At 73.6% G+C, this 14,606-nt stretch carries 14 protein-coding genes and 1 riboswitch; of the genes, 5 read left to right on the top strand and 9 right to left on the bottom strand.

The genetic code is table 11. From position 1 onward, the window contains the following. Positions 1-44: 44 nt before the first annotated feature. Complete coding sequence (locus ABT070_RS12955; protein ID WP_351758741.1) at positions 45-248, top strand: MbtH family protein; 204 nt, start codon at positions 45-47, stop codon at positions 246-248. Between the two features lie 101 nt (positions 249-349). Here ABT070_RS12955 and ABT070_RS12950 read toward each other — a convergent pair whose 3' ends face one another. The 3 genes from ABT070_RS12950 to ABT070_RS12940 all read right to left on the bottom strand — a co-directional run bounded on the left by ABT070_RS12950 (position 350) and on the right by ABT070_RS12940 (position 5,083). After that, positions 350-1,426, bottom strand: a complete 1,077-nt coding sequence (locus tag ABT070_RS12950; protein ID WP_351758738.1) for an iron-siderophore ABC transporter substrate-binding protein — start codon at positions 1,424-1,426, stop codon at positions 350-352. Positions 1,427-1,508: 82 nt separating this feature from the next. Beyond that, the gene (locus ABT070_RS12945; RefSeq protein WP_351758735.1) at positions 1,509-3,326 is read right to left on the bottom strand and encodes an ABC transporter ATP-binding protein; all 1,818 of its coding nucleotides are present in this window, start codon (positions 3,324-3,326) and stop codon (positions 1,509-1,511) included. Beyond that, the gene (locus tag ABT070_RS12940; protein ID WP_351758733.1) at positions 3,323-5,083 is read right to left on the bottom strand and encodes an ABC transporter ATP-binding protein; all 1,761 of its coding nucleotides are present in this window, start codon (positions 5,081-5,083) and stop codon (positions 3,323-3,325) included. Before ABT070_RS12940 ends, ABT070_RS12945 begins: the two co-directional genes overlap by 4 nt. 210 nt (positions 5,084-5,293) lie before the next feature. On the opposite strand from ABT070_RS12940, the gene ABT070_RS12935 reads away from it, so the two are divergent. Next, the gene (locus tag ABT070_RS12935) at positions 5,294-6,049 is read left to right on the top strand and encodes a cobalt-precorrin-6A reductase (RefSeq protein WP_351758731.1); all 756 of its coding nucleotides are present in this window, start codon (positions 5,294-5,296) and stop codon (positions 6,047-6,049) included. 18 nt (positions 6,050-6,067) lie between these two features. On the opposite strand, the gene ABT070_RS12930 is transcribed toward ABT070_RS12935, so the two are convergent. Genes ABT070_RS12930 through ABT070_RS12920 form a run of 3 tightly spaced genes read right to left on the bottom strand, consistent with a single transcriptional unit; the run spans position 6,068 to position 9,029 of the window. Then, entirely contained in the window at positions 6,068-6,916 is an 849-nt protein-coding gene (locus ABT070_RS12930) for an ABC transporter ATP-binding protein (protein ID WP_351758729.1), read from the bottom strand. Continuing rightward, on the bottom strand, positions 6,913-7,977 hold the full coding sequence (locus ABT070_RS12925; protein WP_351758726.1) for a FecCD family ABC transporter permease: 1,065 nt from the start codon (positions 7,975-7,977) through the stop codon (positions 6,913-6,915). Before ABT070_RS12925 ends, ABT070_RS12930 begins: the two co-directional genes overlap by 4 nt. Next, on the bottom strand, positions 7,974-9,029 hold the full coding sequence (locus tag ABT070_RS12920; RefSeq protein ID WP_351758724.1) for an ABC transporter substrate-binding protein: 1,056 nt from the start codon (positions 9,027-9,029) through the stop codon (positions 7,974-7,976). Before ABT070_RS12920 ends, ABT070_RS12925 begins: the two co-directional genes overlap by 4 nt. A gap of 67 nt (positions 9,030-9,096) precedes the next feature. Further along, positions 9,097-9,297, bottom strand: a riboswitch (cobalamin riboswitch). A 105-nt stretch (positions 9,298-9,402) separates the two neighbouring features. On the opposite strand from ABT070_RS12920, the gene ABT070_RS12915 reads away from it, so the two are divergent. Together ABT070_RS12915 and ABT070_RS12910 are read left to right on the top strand one after the other, a co-directional pair. Beyond that, positions 9,403-10,317: a HipA family kinase gene (locus tag ABT070_RS12915; protein WP_351758721.1), complete on the top strand. Its 915-nt coding sequence runs from the start codon at positions 9,403-9,405 to the stop codon at positions 10,315-10,317. Then, entirely contained in the window at positions 10,314-10,601 is a 288-nt protein-coding gene (locus ABT070_RS12910) for an Rdx family protein (protein WP_351758720.1), read from the top strand. The genes ABT070_RS12915 and ABT070_RS12910 overlap by 4 nt, the downstream gene beginning before the upstream one ends. 22 nt (positions 10,602-10,623) lie before the next feature. Here ABT070_RS12910 and aceB read toward each other — a convergent pair whose 3' ends face one another. Together aceB and ABT070_RS12900 are read right to left on the bottom strand one after the other, a co-directional pair. Beyond that, positions 10,624-12,258 (bottom strand): malate synthase A, encoded by a 1,635-nt coding sequence (gene aceB, locus ABT070_RS12905; RefSeq protein WP_351758718.1) that lies wholly within the window; start codon positions 12,256-12,258, stop codon positions 10,624-10,626. Between the two features lie 184 nt (positions 12,259-12,442). Continuing rightward, positions 12,443-13,054 (bottom strand): nucleotidyltransferase family protein, encoded by a 612-nt coding sequence (locus tag ABT070_RS12900; RefSeq protein ID WP_351758715.1) that lies wholly within the window; start codon positions 13,052-13,054, stop codon positions 12,443-12,445. A gap of 190 nt (positions 13,055-13,244) precedes the next feature. Here ABT070_RS12900 and ABT070_RS12895 point away from each other — a divergent pair, with 190 nt between their 5' ends. Further along, positions 13,245-13,559 carry a DUF5955 family protein gene (locus tag ABT070_RS12895; protein WP_351758713.1) on the top strand — a complete coding sequence of 105 codons (315 nt, stop codon included), beginning with the start codon at positions 13,245-13,247 and terminating at the stop codon, positions 13,557-13,559. A 54-nt stretch (positions 13,560-13,613) separates the two neighbouring features. Here the strand turns inward: ABT070_RS12895 and ABT070_RS12890 are convergent, their stop codons facing one another. Further along, positions 13,614-14,411, bottom strand: coding sequence for an IclR family transcriptional regulator (locus ABT070_RS12890; protein WP_351758711.1), 798 nt, complete (start codon positions 14,409-14,411; stop codon positions 13,614-13,616). Positions 14,412-14,606 lie beyond the last annotated feature (195 nt).

Below are 14,606 nucleotides of genomic sequence, written 5' to 3'. Positions count from 1 at the left end.
GTACAGACCGGATCGGACAGATCCAGAGAGACAAGGACCCCGGCATGAGCAACCCGTTCGAGAACCCCGACGGCGTCTACCGCGTCCTCGTCAACGACGAGGGCCAGTACAGCCTGTGGCCCGACTTCGTGGACGTCCCGGCCGGCTGGACCGTCGCGCACGGCCCGGCCGCCCGCCAGGAGTGCCTGGACCACATCGAGGCCAACTGGACGGACCTGCGGCCCAAGAGCCTCGTCGACGGGGGCTGAGCCCGGCGGGACCTGAGCCCGGCGGGACCTGAGCCCGGCGGGACACGAAGGAGGGGGCGGGCCCGTGCGGGCCCGCCCCCTCCGTCATGCCGTGGGACCGGTCAGGAGGCCGGCTGCTCCACCTTCGTGGCGGTCTTGCCGTCCACCGCCGCCGCGAGCTGCGGCACCAGGCGGTCGAGGACGTAGGGCAGGCTCAGCACGGTCGACAGCGACACCGCGTTGCCGTAGTCGCCGGTCTCCTGGACGAAGACCTCACGGCCCTGCTTCACCACGTTCAGGTCGGAGTAGATCTTGTCGCCGTGCAGCTTGGTGACCGCCGTGGTGAGGTCCGGCACGATCCACACGTCGACGTCCTGGTCGAGCAGGTCGAAGCGCTCCTTGCTGATGTTGGCGCCGAACGTGTCCCCGATCACCTTGTCGAGATCCTTCGGCAGCGAGAAGCCGAGACCGGACAGGATCCGGGAGCGGGTGTCCTGGCTGCCGTAGACGAACGTGCCCTCGTACGGGGTCGCCATGACGGCCGTGGCCCCCGCGAAGGCGGGGTTGGCCTTCTTGGCGGCCGCGAACTTGTCCTCGACGCCCGACACGAGCGTCTTGGCCTCGGTCTCCTTGCCGAGCGCCTTGCCGATCTCCTCGGTCTGCTGCTGCCACGGCACGCCGTAGTCGTTGTACGCCTTCGGCTGGGCGACCACCGGCGCGAACTTCGACAGGCTCTCGTACTGGGCCTTGGTCAGCCCCGAGTACACGGCGAGGATGAGATCGGGCTTCAGGGCGGCGATCTTCTCCACCTGCGGCCCGGTACCGGTGTCGGTGAGGACGGTCGGCGCCGCCGCGCCGCCCAGCTTGTCCTCGGCCCACGGACCGACGGCGCCCTTGTAGCCGCCGACCCACTCGGTCGTGCCGACCGGCACCTTGCCCAGCGCGAGGACGGCGTCCTGGTCGGTGAGACCGACGGTGACGATCCGCCGGGGCTCGGACTTGATCGTCGTACTGCCGTACTTGTGGTCGAGTGTCACCGGGAAGGCGCCGGCGGCGGACGACGAGTCCGACCCCTTCGCGCCGGAGGTCGAGGAACCGGAACCGGAGTCGGAATCGCCGCAGCCGACGGCCGCGACGGCGAGCAGGACTACGGAGGCGAGCAGGCCGGACAGCCGTGAGGCTCTGGTGGCGCGGGGCATCGGATGATCCTTCTGTTCGTCGCGGTGCTTTCGGCGGGGGGTGGCTGGATCCGGGGCGGGGGGATGGCGGACAGGGTTCTCGTCAGGGGCCGTCCGGGGCGGTGGAGCGGCTGCCGGACCAGGCGTGCCACAAGGTGGCGTACGCGCCGTCGGCGGTGAGCAGTTCCTGGTGGGTGCCGCTCTCCACGACCCGGCCGTCGCTGAGGACGACGACCCGGTCGGCGGTGGCGGCCTGGCTGAGCCGGTGCGCCACGACGAGCGCCGTACGGCCCCGCAGGGCCTGCTCGGCGGCCTCGTCCAGCTGGCGGGCGCCCGAGCTGCCCGCCTCCGCGGTCGCCTCGTCGAGGACCACGACCGGGGGGTCGGCCAACAGGAGGCGGGCCAGCGCGAGTTGCTGGGCCCGGTCGGCGGTCAGCCGGTGTCCGCCGTCGCCGACGACCGTCTCCAGGCCCTCCGGCAGCGCCTCGGCCCAGCCGAGGGCGCCCACCGTGGCCAGCGCCTCGCGCAGCTCCTCGTCGTCCGCCTGCGGACGGGCCAGCCGCAGGTCGTCGGCGAGCGGTCCGGCGAAGACGTGCACCTCCTGGGTGACGAGCCCCACCAGGCGGCCGGACTCGTCCGGTTCGACGCCGCCGATGTCGATCCGGCCGCCCTGCGGCCGGTGCAGCCCCGCCACCAGCTTCGCGAGCGTCGTCTTGCCCGCCCCGGTCGTGCCGACCAGAGCGACCCGTTCCTTGGGCCGGATCTCCAGGTCGACGCCGTGCAGCACCGGGCGGCCGGGCACATACGCGTGGGAGACGGCGGTCAGCGTCACGGACGGGGCGCCGGCCGCGGTCGAACGGTCGTCCGCGCGCTCGGCGGACTCGGGCGCCGGTTCGTCCACCACCCCGACCAGCCGGGCCAGTCCCGCCGTCGCCGACTGGGCGTCGTCGAGCAGCACGAGCGCGGTGTTCACCGGTCCGAAGAGGCTGTGGAAGTACAGCGCGGCGGCCGTGGCCGTGCCGACCGAGGCGGAGCCGGAGCGCACCAGCAGGAACCCGGTGACCAGGACGGCGCTGAGGCCCGCGTACTCGGCGATGTGCAGACGGCTGTAGAAGCGCAGCACCAGCTGCACCCCGCGCATCGTCAGCTCCACCGACGCCCGCGAGCGGTCGGTGACCCGCCGGGCGTGCCCGGTCTGGAGCCGGTACGCCCGCACGGTCCGGGCCCCGCCGATGGTGTCCAGCAACTGCTGCTGCTGGGCCCCGGTGGCGATGCGCTCCTTGGCGTACAGGGGCACGGCGTTGCGCATGTACCACCGCGCGGTGTGCGCCTGTACGGGCAGGGCGACGAGCGCGGCCAGCAGGAACCGCCAGTCCAGCAGGGCGAGGGCGCCCAGGGTCAGCACGATCGAGAGCGCGGAGCGCGCCAGCTCGGGCAGGGCGCCGCGCACCGCGTCGGCGACCCGGGAGACGTCCCGGGTGACGCGGGCGTTGAGGTCGCCGGAGCCCGCCTTCTCCAGCCGCTCCAGCGGCAGGGAGAGCGCACGCTCCACGAACAGCTCGCGCAGCCGGGCGAGCACGGTCTCGCCGAGCCGGGACACCAGCGACATGCCGAGCGCGGTCGTGATGCCCTGCACCACGGCGACCCCGGCCAGTGCGACGACGGGCACGGTGAGCGCGTCGGGGGAGCGCCGCTCGGTGACCACGTCCACGATGTGGCCGAGCAGCGGCTGGGTGAGCAGCCCGACAGAGGTGGCGAGCACCATCAGCCCGAACCCGCCCCAGGCCAGCCCCCGGTGCGGCCGCAACAACTCGCGCACCGCGGCCCGGGTACGAGCGGGACTCGCCGTCGGCAGCAGCGCCCGCTCGGCTTCGACCGGCCCGGCCTGCGCCGTCGCGGTCTCTGTCTGTTCGGTGGTCACGCCAGCACCGCCGTCCGGTAGGTCGCCTCGGCCCGTACGAGTTCGGCGTGCGTGCCCTGGGCGCCGACCCGGCCGCCGTCGAGGAGGATCACCCGGTCGGCGACGGCCAGCAGCGCCGGGCTGTTGGTCACCACGACCGTGGTGCGGCCGCGCCGGATCTCGCGCAGCCCCTCGGCGATGCGCGCCTCGGTCACCGCGTCCACGGCCGTCGTCGGATCGTGCACGACCAGGACGGGCGGCCCGGCGCGCAGGGCGCGTGCCAGCAGGACGCGCTGACGCTGACCGCCGGACAGCGACCGGCCGCCCTCGCCGACGCCGGTCGCGGCGCCGCGCGGCAGGGAGCGGGCCACCTCGTCCGCGTGGGCGGCGGCCATGGCGCGCTCCGTCCGGAGATCCGCCGCCCCGTCCGCCGCTCCGTCCTTCGCCCCGGCCTCCACCCCGTCCTCCGCCGGGCCGCTCCGTGACTCCGTTTCCGGAGTCACGTTCGCGGCCAGCGAGCCGTCGAACAGCACGGCGTCATGGGCGGCCACCAGCACCGCGGCCCGCAGCGCCGCCGGATCGAGCCGGGTCAACGGCACTCCGTCGAGTTCGACCGAACCCGACTCCGGGTCGGTCTCCCGGCCCAGACAGCGCAACAGGGCCTCGGCGGAGGCCGGATCGGTCACGGCGATCCCGGTCAGCCGTCCGGCCGGGACCTCGAGGTCGACGCCGTCCGGCCCGCCGAGCCGCACCCCGCGCAGCCGCAGCTCCCCGCGCACCGGTTCCGCCACCGGGGCGTCCCCGCCCACCACGGCGGGCGCGGCGGCGAGGACCTCCGCCACCCGGGCGGCCGAGGCCCGGCCCTGCGCCAGTTCGGCGTTGACCCAGGCGAACGTCTCCAACGGCCCCAGCAGGAACAGCGCGAGACCCACCGCGGACACCAACTGCCCCAACGTGAGCGAGCCGTCGAGCGCCAGCCGTCCGCCGACCAGCGCTATCAGCGCGATGAACCCGCCGGTCAGGGCCAGGACGAGCCCGGTCTGCCAGGACTCGGCACGGGCCGCGCGCAGGGTGGCCGCGAGGGAGGCGCGGCTGGTACGGCGGTACCGCTCGACGGCCGCCTGCTGGGCGCCCAGCCCCTTCAGCACCCGGAGTCCGGCCACCAGGTCGGCGGCCACCCCCGAGGCATGGGCGGCCCGGTCCTGTTCGGCCTCGCTGCGGCGCTCCAGCGGCTTGCTCAGCAGATGCCCCAGCCACAGCAGCACCGGCGTGCCCAGCAGCACGATCAGCCCCAGCGGCACGGACGTCAGCAGCAGCCACACGGCGCTGACGGTGATGCCGGCGATCGCCCATATCCCGCTCATCAGCGCCATGTTGACCGCGCCGACGCGTTTGGCGTCCTCGGTGGCGACGTTGGCCAGCTCGCCGGGCAGCCGTCCGTCCTCGGCGCCGCCGCGGGCGTCGAGCACCCGGCGCACGATCGCCAGGCGAAGGGTGTGCGCGGCCTCTTCGGCACCGCGCTCACCGGCCCGCGCGCCCAGCCGGAAACTCCACGACAGCGCCACGTACATCACGGCCAGGACGGCCAGCCAGAGGGCGAGCCGCCCGGCGTCCTGTCCGGCCACGGCCTGGTCGATGACGACACCGATGAGCACCGGGACCAGGGCTTCCCCCAGTTGGTGCACACACCCGAGCGCCGCCCCGAGGCCGACGCGCCGCGCCTGCCCCCTGACCGAGCGCGTCAGGACGTCCCGCCCCGACTGTTCCCCTGATCCCACCAGCCACCCTCCGGAAACCGGTCAACTTAGGCAAGGCTACTCTAAGTCAATCCGGGTGAGTCAATGCCCTGGCGGCCCGTCGGCCGCGCCCGACGCTCCCACCTGCGACGGGGGTTCGCCGGGCCGGGACCAGTGTGCTTCAGTGAAGCGCCGCGACCGCCCCGGGCCGCGCCGCTCGGACCGCGTATCGCGGAAGGGAACCGGACTTTCGTGCACGTACTGATCCTGGGCGGGACCACCGAGGCCCGGCGCCTCGCCGAACTCCTGGCGGCCGACCCCCTGTCCGGGTTCCGCGTGACGACCTCCCTGGCCGGACGGGTGGCCACGCCCCGGCTGCCGCCCGGTGAGGTACGCGTGGGCGGCTTCGGCGGGGCCGGGGGGCTGGCCGCGTGGCTGGGCGGGCACGCGGTCGACGCGCTCGTCGACGCCACCCACCCCTTCGCCGGCACCATCAGCCGCAACGCGGCGATGGCCGCGGCCGGCACCGGTGTTCCGCTGCTCGCGCTGCGCCGCCCGGGCTGGGTCCCGGTGGCGGGCGACGTCTGGCACGAGGCCGCCTCCCTCGCGGAGGCCGCCGAACTGCTGCCCCCGCTCGGCCGGCGGGTGTTCCTCACCACCGGACGCCTGGGCCTGGCCGCCTTCGCCGCCCTGGACGACCTGTGGTTCCTCGTACGGTCCGTCGAAGCGCCCGAGGCGCCGGTCCCGTCCCGCATGGAACTGCTGCTCGACCGCGGGCCCTTCACCCTCGACGGCGAGCGCGCACTGCTGCGCCGGCACCGGATCGACGTCGTCGTGACCAAGGACAGCGGGGGAGCGGCCACCGCCCCGAAGCTGGCCGCCGCCCGCGCGGCGGGGCTGCCCGTGGTCGTGGTGCGCAGGCCGCCGGCGCCCGCGGGCGTCCGGGTCGTGGCGGGGCCGGAGCAGGCCCTGGAGCGGCTCAGGGGTATCGCGACGGGAGCGGAGTAGCGGGCGGCGGACACCGCGTCAGAGGGCCGGTACGGCGCCCAGGAAGCGTATGTGGGGGCGGTCGCCCGGGCCGTCGGCGGTGACGGTGGCCCGGACACCGTAGACGTCGGCCACGAGCGCCTCGGTGAGGACGTCGTGCGGGCCGCCGCAGGCCACCACACGCCCCTCCTTGAGGACGACGAGCCGGTCGCAGTACATCGCGGCCAGGTTGAGGTCGTGCAACGCGACGACGCTGGTGACCCGGAGTTCGGTGATCAGGGTCAGCAGGGCGAGCTGGTGCTGGATGTCGAGGTGGTTGGTGGGTTCGTCCAGGAGGAGTTCGCGGGGTTCCTGGGCGAGGGCCCGGGCGATCTGGACGCGCTGGCGCTCGCCGCCGGAGAGGGAGTGCCAGGGCCGGTGGGCCTTGTCGGCGAGGCCGGTGCGGGCCAGCGCGGAGCGGACCGCCTCCTCGTCGGCGGCGGAGGCGGAGGCCCAGCCGCGGCGGTGCGGGACGCGGCCGAGGCGTACGACGTCGAGGACGCTCAACGCGAGCTGGGTGTCGGCCTGTTGCTCGACGACGGCGACGCGCCGGGCTACGGCGCGGCGGCCCACCCGGGCCAGCGGGCGGTCGTCGAGGGTGACGACGCCGGAGTCCGGCGCGAGCACGCCCGCGAGCAGGCGCAGCAGGGTGGACTTGCCCGAGCCGTTCGGGCCGAGCAGGCCGGTGACGGCGCCGGGGCGGGGCGTCAGGCTGACCCCGTCGAGGATCAGGGTGCCGCCGGCCGTCCGGGTGACCCGGTCGGCGCGCAGCCCCTCGGAGCCGGCGGCCGCCGAACGGCTCGCCGCCGGGCCGCTCGCCGCCGGGCCGGTCGCCTCGGAGCCGGTCATCGGGTGCCCTTCGCGCGGTACAGGACGGCGACGAACGCGGGGACGCCGATGAGGGAGGTCACCACGCCCACCGGCACCTCCTGCGGGTCGAGCACGGTGCGGGCGAGGGTGTCGACCCAGACCAGGAACACCGCGCCGGTCAGGGCCGTGGCGGGCAGCAGCCGGGTGTGGCCGGGGCCGGTGAGGGCGCGTGCCGCGTGCGGGAGCACCAGCCCGACGAAGCCGATCGCCCCGGCCGAACTCACCAGCGCGGCGGTGAGCAGCGCGGTGGTGCACAGCAGCACCAGCCGGGTGCGGGCCACGGAGACGCCGAGGGAGAGGGCCGCGTCCTGCCCGAAGGCGAACGCGTCCAGCGCCTTGGCGTGCCCGAGGCAGACCGCCAGCGCCACGACCAGCGCGGCCGCGCCGACGGTCACGTCCGTCCAGTCGGCGCCGCTGAGCGAGCCGAGCAGCCAGAACAGGATTCCGCGGGTGGTCTCCGCGTCGGCGGCCGTCATCACGACGAAGGAGGTGAGCGCGGAGAACAGCTGCATGGCGGCGACCCCGGCGAGGACCACCCGGTCGGTGGTGCCGCCGAGGGTGTGGCTGAGCAGCAGCACCAGAGCGAAGGAGACCAGCGCGCCGAGGAACGCGCCACCGGAGACCGACAGGAGGCCGCCGCCCGCGCCGAGCACGACGACCAGCACCGCGCCGGTCGAGGCGCCGGAGGAGACCCCGAGGACGAAGGGATCGGCGAGCGGGTTGCGCAGCAGGGACTGCATCACGGCCCCGCACACCGCTAGGCCGGCGCCGCACACCGCGGCGAGCAGGGTGCGCGGCAGCCGCAGGTTCCACACGATGCCGTCCCGCAGCGGCGTCAACTCCGCCTGGCCCCAGCCGAGATGGGACGCGACCGCGGACCACACGTCACCGACGGCGATGTCCGCGGGGCCGATGGTGATGGCCACGGCGACCGAGGCGCACAGCAGCGCGAGACCGGACGCCCACAGCAGCGCGCGGCGCAGTCCGCCCGCCGCCGCGGCCCTGGCCACCGCCGTGGGCGCGGCCGGCGCGCCGGTCATTTCGCGAGGCCGTGGCTGCGCAGCGCCGCCGCGACCTTCTCGATGCCCTCGACGGTCCTGACGGTCGGGTTCATGGCCTGTCCGGACAGCAGCACGTACCGCTTCTTCTTCACCGCGGTCATGTTCCTGGTGACCGGGTTCGACTCCAGGAACTCGATCTTCTTGGCGGCGGTCTCGGCCGTCTGCTGCCTGCGGGTCAGGTCGCCGATGACGAGGAGGTCGGGATCGCGGTCGGCGACGGTCTCCCAGTTGACCTGGGGCCACTCCTCCTGGGTGTCGTCGAAGGCGTTCTTCGCGCCGAGCGCGTTCGTGACGATGCCCGGAGCGCCGCAGCAGCCCGCGAGGTACGGGGACTGCGAGTTGGCGAACCAGTACATGAGGGTCACGCCTCGGGCGTCGAGTCCGGCGGTGGCCTCGGTCACCCGGCCCTTCAGCCCGGCCACGAGCCGCTCGCCGCGCTCCCGGACGCCGAAGACCCGCGCCAGGTCGCGTACTTCGCCGTAGACCGCTTCCATGGTCAGCGGCTCGGTGCGGACGCCGTCGCCGTCGCCGCTGTTGTCCTTGCCGACGCAGTCGGAGGGGGAGAGGTAGGTGGGCACGCCGAGCTTCTCGAACTGCTCGCGCGGGGCGACCCCGCCCTTGCCGAGGGTGGAGGCGAAGGAGGCGGCGACGAAGTCGGGTTCGGTGTCCAGGACCTTCTCGAAGGAGGGGGCGTTGTCGGCGAGGCGCCGCACCTTCGCGTTCGCCTTCGCCAGGCCCTCGGCCACCGGGTCGGTCCAGGTGGCGGTGCCCACCATGCGGTCGGCCAGCCCGAGGGAGAGCATGATCTCGGTCGTGCCCTGGTTGAGGGAGACGGCCCGCCGCGGAGGGCCGTCGACACCGATCTGCCGCCCGCAGTTGTCGAGCCGGACCGGATAGCCGGCGGCCCCGCCCTTCCCCGCCGGGCCCGAGGGATCCGCCGGGCCGGAGGAGCCGCAGCCGGCCAGCAACAGGGCGCCGGCCAGGAACAGAACGGCAGGACGGGCAGGACGGACGGCACGTGCGAACGGCACAGGGCTTCCTTCGGCGTCGAGGGCTCAAGCGCGAAGCCCGGTCGTACGGTGCTCCCCCGGCCGTCCGACGGCAGTGGGGTCGCCAGCAGGTCTTCGGACTCGGGGTCACCCGGACGAGGCGCCTTCCCGGACCGCGTACGCGCTCCAGTGGCCGTTGCCCCGCCCGTCGCCCTCACCGCTGCGCGTCAGCTCCGGATTCGCACCGGATTCCCTGACCCGTACACACACGCGTGCGCACATGGGTTCGACTGGCCTTGGCAAGCTACCACACGCCGCCGAGGCCGCCCGCGGGCCGTTTCGGACGGTGGATCAGACCCTCTCGCCGGCTGTCACGCCTGGTTACTATGCTTCTCCAGGCCAGAGGGAGAGAGTCATGTTGACCGAGGTCACAGCGACCCGCTACCTCGCCCCTCTGCGGGCGGGCGGTTCCGTGCCGGCCGTCGTCGAGGCGGACGACCTGGGCACCTACGTCGTGAAGTTCACGGGCTCCGCGCAGGGCCGCAAGGCGCTCGTCGCCGAGGTGATCGTCGGCGAGCTGGCGCGCGCCCTCGGGCTGCGCTTCCCCGAGCTGGTCCTGGTGCACTTCGACCCGGCGATCGCGGAGCACGAACCGCACCAGGAGGTACGGGACCTGCACGCCGCGAGCGCGGGGCTCAACCTCGGGATGGACTTCCTGCCGGGTGCGGAGGACTTCACCCCGGAGGTCGCGGAGGCCTTCCCGGTGGAGCCGCTGGAGGCCGGGAGGATCGTCTGGCTGGACGCCCTGACCGTGAACGTCGACCGTACGGTCCACAGCTCCAACCTGATGGTCTGGCCGACGTTCGGCACCGTCCCGCCCCGGCTGTGGCTCATCGACCACGGCGCCGCACTCGTCTTCCACCACCGCTGGGACGGCGCCGACCCCGAGAAGCGCTACGACTTCCGCCACCACGCCCTCGGCCGCTGCGCCCCGGACACCCGGGCCGCCGACGCCGAGCTGGCGCCCAGGGTGACGGAGGAGCTGCTGCGCCGGATCGTGGCGGAGGTGCCGGACGCCTGGCTGGCCGACGAGGAGGGGTTCACGACCCCGGACGCCGTCCGGGAGGCGTACGTGCGGTACCTCCACGCGCGCGCGGCAGCCTCCGCGGCCTGGCTGCCCACCGACTTCCCCGGCCCGAAGGAGCTCGCCGCCGACGAGGCCCGGCGTGCGGCGAGGACGCAGCAAGGACGGCCCGACTGGCTGAAGCGGGTCCCCGACCTGCACGGCAGGCCGGCCGCGGAACAGGATTGGTCGGTGCACCTCGGATGAGCGAAACGAGTGACGCGAGCGGGCGGGTCGAGATCGAGTACTGCACCCAGTGCCGTTGGCTGCCGCGCGCGGCCTGGCTGGCGCAGGAGCTGCTCACGACCTTCGAGGCCGAGCTGACGGAGCTCGCCCTCAGGCCCGGCACGGGCGGGGTCTTCGTCGTCCGGGTGAACGACGAGGTGGTCTGGGACCGGCGCGAACAGGGCTTCCCCGAGCCGACCGCGGTGAAGAAGCTCGTACGCGACCGAGTGGCCCCGGGGAAGTCCCTGGGCCACTCGGAGAGGTGAGCGTTCCGGTCGGTGCCGGTGCTCAGCCCCTGAGCCGCTCGTACGCCGGCAGGGTGAGGAAGTCCGCGTAGTCCTCGTCGAGGGAGACCGTCAGCAGCAGGTCGTGCGCCTGCTGCCAGTGGCCGGCCGCGAAGGCCTCCTCGCCGATCTCCGCGCGGATCGCGGCCAGTTCCCCGGCGGCGATCTCGCGGGCCAGCTCGGGCGTGGCCTTCACCGTGGTCCCGTCGCGCTCGAACTCCACCCCCGCGTTGATCCACTGCCAGATCTGCGAACGGGAGATCTCGGCGGTGGCCGCGTCCTCCATCAGGTTGAAGATGGCGACCGCGCCCAGGCCGCGCAGCCAGGCCTCGATGTAACGGATGCCGACCTGCACGGCGTTGACCAGGCCCGGATACGTCGGCCTGGCCTCCAGGGAGTCGACGGCGATCAGGTCGGCCGCCTTGACGTCGACGTCCTCGCGCAGCCGGTCCTTCTGGTTCGGCCGGTCGCCGAGCACGGCGTCGAAGGAGGCCAGGGCGATCGGCACCAGGTCCGGGTGGGCCACCCACGATCCGTCGAAACCGTCGTTCGCCTCACGGTCCTTGTCCGCCTTGACCTTCTCGAAGGCGACCTTGTTGACCTCCTCGTCGCGGCGGGACGGGATGAAGGCCGCCATGCCGCCGATGGCGTGCGCGCCGCGCTTGTGGCAGGTGCGGACGAGGAGTTCGGTGTACGCCCGCATGAACGGGGCGGTCATCGTGACCGCGTTGCGGTCCGGGAGGACGAACCTGGCGCCGCCGTCACGGAAGTTCTTGATGATGGAGAACAGGTAGTCCCAGCGGCCGGCGTTCAACCCGGAGGCGTGGTCGCGCAGTTCGTACAGGATCTCGTCCATCTCGTACGCGGCCGTGATCGTCTCGATGAGCACGGTGGCGCGGACGGTGCCCTGCGGGATGCCGACGTGGTCCTGCGCGAAGACGAACACCTCGTTCCAGAGCCGGGCCTCCAGGTGCGACTCCGTCTTCGGGAGGTAGAAGTAGGGGCCCTTGCCGAGGTCGAGGAGACGCTGGGCGTTGTGGAAGAAGTAGAGGCCGAAGTCGACGAGGGCGCCGGGGACCTGGCGGCCGTCCGCGTCCACGAGATGACGCTCGTTCAGATGCCAGCCGCGCGGCCGCATGACGACCGTGGCGAGCTCGCCGGCGTCCTTGAGCGCGTACGACTTGCCCGACGCCGGATCCGTGAAGTCGATGCTCCGGGTGTAGGCGTCGGCCAGGTTGATCTGACCGAGGACGACGTTCTCCCAGGTGGGCGCCGAGGCGTCCTCGAAGTCCGCGAGCCAGACCCGGGCGCCCGAGTTGAGGGCGTTGACGGTCATCTTGCGGTCGGTCGGGCCGGTGATCTCGACCCGGCGGTCGTCCAGGGCCGCGGGGGAGGGGGCCACCCGCCAGGAGTCGTCGGCGCGGATCGCGGCGGTCTCCGGGAGGAAGTCCAGGGTGGACGTGCGGGCGATCTCGGCGCGGCGCTCCGCGCGCCGGGCGAGGAGCTCGTCACGGCGCGGGGTGAACCGCCGGTGCAGTTCGGCCACGAAGGCGAGCGCCGCCTCGGTGAGGACCTCCTCCTGCCGCGGCAGGGGCTCGGCGTCGACGATGGCCAGCGGGGACGGCGCTGGTGCGGACATGAGCGGTCACTTCCTTCAGCGGTGGCACCGGGTGCCGGTCGAACCGGGTGCGTCGGGCGGGGGCCCCGGGCGGGCCGGGTCCTTCTGAACAGTGGATACTAGTTTCCTCATCGTGGAACTTCAATGATTTGTTGATGTCGAGATTCTCTGCGTCGAGGCACGGTGGCGCTCAGTGCCAGGCCCCTCACTCGAGGTGGGCGAGATCCTGCGGGGTGTCGATGTCGAAGGGGCGGGCCACGTCCGCGCACTCGACGAGCGTGATCGCCTCCTCGTGCTCCTTCAGATAGGCGCGTGCCCCCCGGTCGCCGGTGGCGGTCGCCGCGGCGGCCGCCCAGTGGCCGGCCCCGAACAGCACGGGATGGCCGCGTACCCCGTCGTAGGCGGCGCAGACGAGCGAGGACTCGTCCTCGTAGCCGGCCAGCACCCGGGCCACGGCCCGCGGCCCGATGCCGGGCTGATCGACGAGGAGGACCAGCGCGGCCCGCGCCCCCGTCCCGGCGAGCGAGCCGAGTCCGGCCCGCAGCGACGAGCCCATGCCCTGCTCCCACTGCGGGTTCGGCACGATCACGCACCCCTCCAGCCGCGCCCGCTCCCGTACGGCGTCGGCGGCGGCCCCGAGTACCACGTGCACCCGCGCGCAGCCCGCCGTGCGCAGTACCCCCACCGCGTGTTCGACGAGCGGCCGTCCCCGGTGTTCGAGCAGCGCCTTGGGGCGCCCGCCGAGCCGGCGGCCCCCGCCCGCCGCGAGGAGCAGGCCGGTCACCTGGTCCGCGGCCCGGTCTTCCCTTTGCGTCATGCGTCCTGCATACCTGACATGGCGTCGACCGCGCGGTTCCGTGGGGCTGAATTTCGGTCCGCGCAGTGGCGCGCGCCGCGTCGGGTGGCGTTTACTGACCCGCGCGTCCTGCGGTGTCCGGGCGGTACCGCGGGGCTGCGGGGCGGGTGAGCGCGTACGCGCGCTCGGCGGAGCGCGCGGGGGGAGAGCTGTGTTGCGAAGCTTGAGGCAGAGGGCAGTGACCGGCAGCTACGAGGATCCGAGGGTGGCGGGACTGCGGACCGCGGTGTCCCGGCTGCGCCGCGAACTCGCCACGTATCCGGCCGAGTTCCCGGACCGGGCGATCGCCGAGGACGAACTCGCCGCGCTCGCCGCGATGGTGACCCACGGCATCCCCGAAGTCCCCCGGTTACGGCGTTCCTTGCTGCTGATCGCGGGTGCCATCGGCTCGGTGAGCGCACTGGCCCGGGGCCTGTCGGAGGTACGTCACGCCGTGGAGCTGTTCGGGCAGGCGCCACGCCGCTGAGCGGTCGTCGACACGGCCGCGCGCGGCACGGCGGGAGTCCGCCCGGGAACCGCCCTAGACCGCGGGACCGGAGGTCGTCAGCGCCTGCGACAGTTCCACCGCCACCTGTCGCAGCACCGGCACGATCTTCTCCGTGGCGGACTCCGTGACACGGCCCGCCGGGCCGGAGATGGAGATGGCCGCCGGGGTGGGGGAGTCCGGCACCGGCACCGCCAGGCAGCGCACGCCGATCTCCTGCTCGTTGTCGTCGACCGCGTAACCGGCCTGCCGCACGTCCGCGAGGGCCGCGAGGAAGCCGTCCGGGGTGGTGATCGTCTTGTCCGTGGCGGCGGGCATGCCGGTGCGGGCGAGCAGGGCGCGCACCTCGTCGTCCGGGAAGCCCGCGAGCAGCGCCTTGCCGACGCCCGTGGAGTGCGGCAGCACACGGCGGCCCACCTCGGTGAACATCCGCATCGAGTGCTTGGACGGCACCTGCGCCACGTACACGATCTCGTCGCCGTCGAGCAGTGCCATGTTGGCCGTCTCGCCGGTCTCCTCGACCAGGCGGGCCAGGTAGGGGCGGGCCCAGGTGCCCAGCAGCCGGGCGGCGGACTCGCCGAGCCGGATCAGCCGAGGGCCCAGCGCGTAGCGCCGGTTGGGCTGCTGCCGGACGTAGCCGCAGACCACCAGGGTGCGCATCAGGCGGTGAATGGTCGGCAGTGGCAGCCCGCTGCTCGCGGACAGCTCGCTCAGGCCGACCTCGCCGCCCGCGTCCGCCATCCGCTCGAGGAGATCGAAGGCGCGCTCGAGGGACTGGACCCCGCCGCTGGCTGACTTGGCGGAGTCGGTGGTGCTGGCGCTGGACGTCGGCACGGCGCGTTCCTTTCGAAACTGGCGGAAGGGCTGCAGCCTACCCGGCGGTCGGTTGACTCCCCGCTTGCGCGTCGTTAGATTCTGCTGACCGGAATAGTAATTCCATTATGCGGAAACGTCCAGAGTGCCGGGGGTGGGTGCACCCTGGGGGAGTGTGCTCTTGACGGCGTGCGGGCGGAAGGGAAGACTCCTTCA

The organism is Streptomyces sp. NPDC002884 (genome assembly GCF_040295245.1).
In the GTDB taxonomy this organism is placed as follows: domain Bacteria; phylum Actinomycetota; class Actinomycetes; order Streptomycetales; family Streptomycetaceae; genus Streptomyces.
This window is presented reverse-complemented; position numbering and strand designations above follow the sequence as displayed.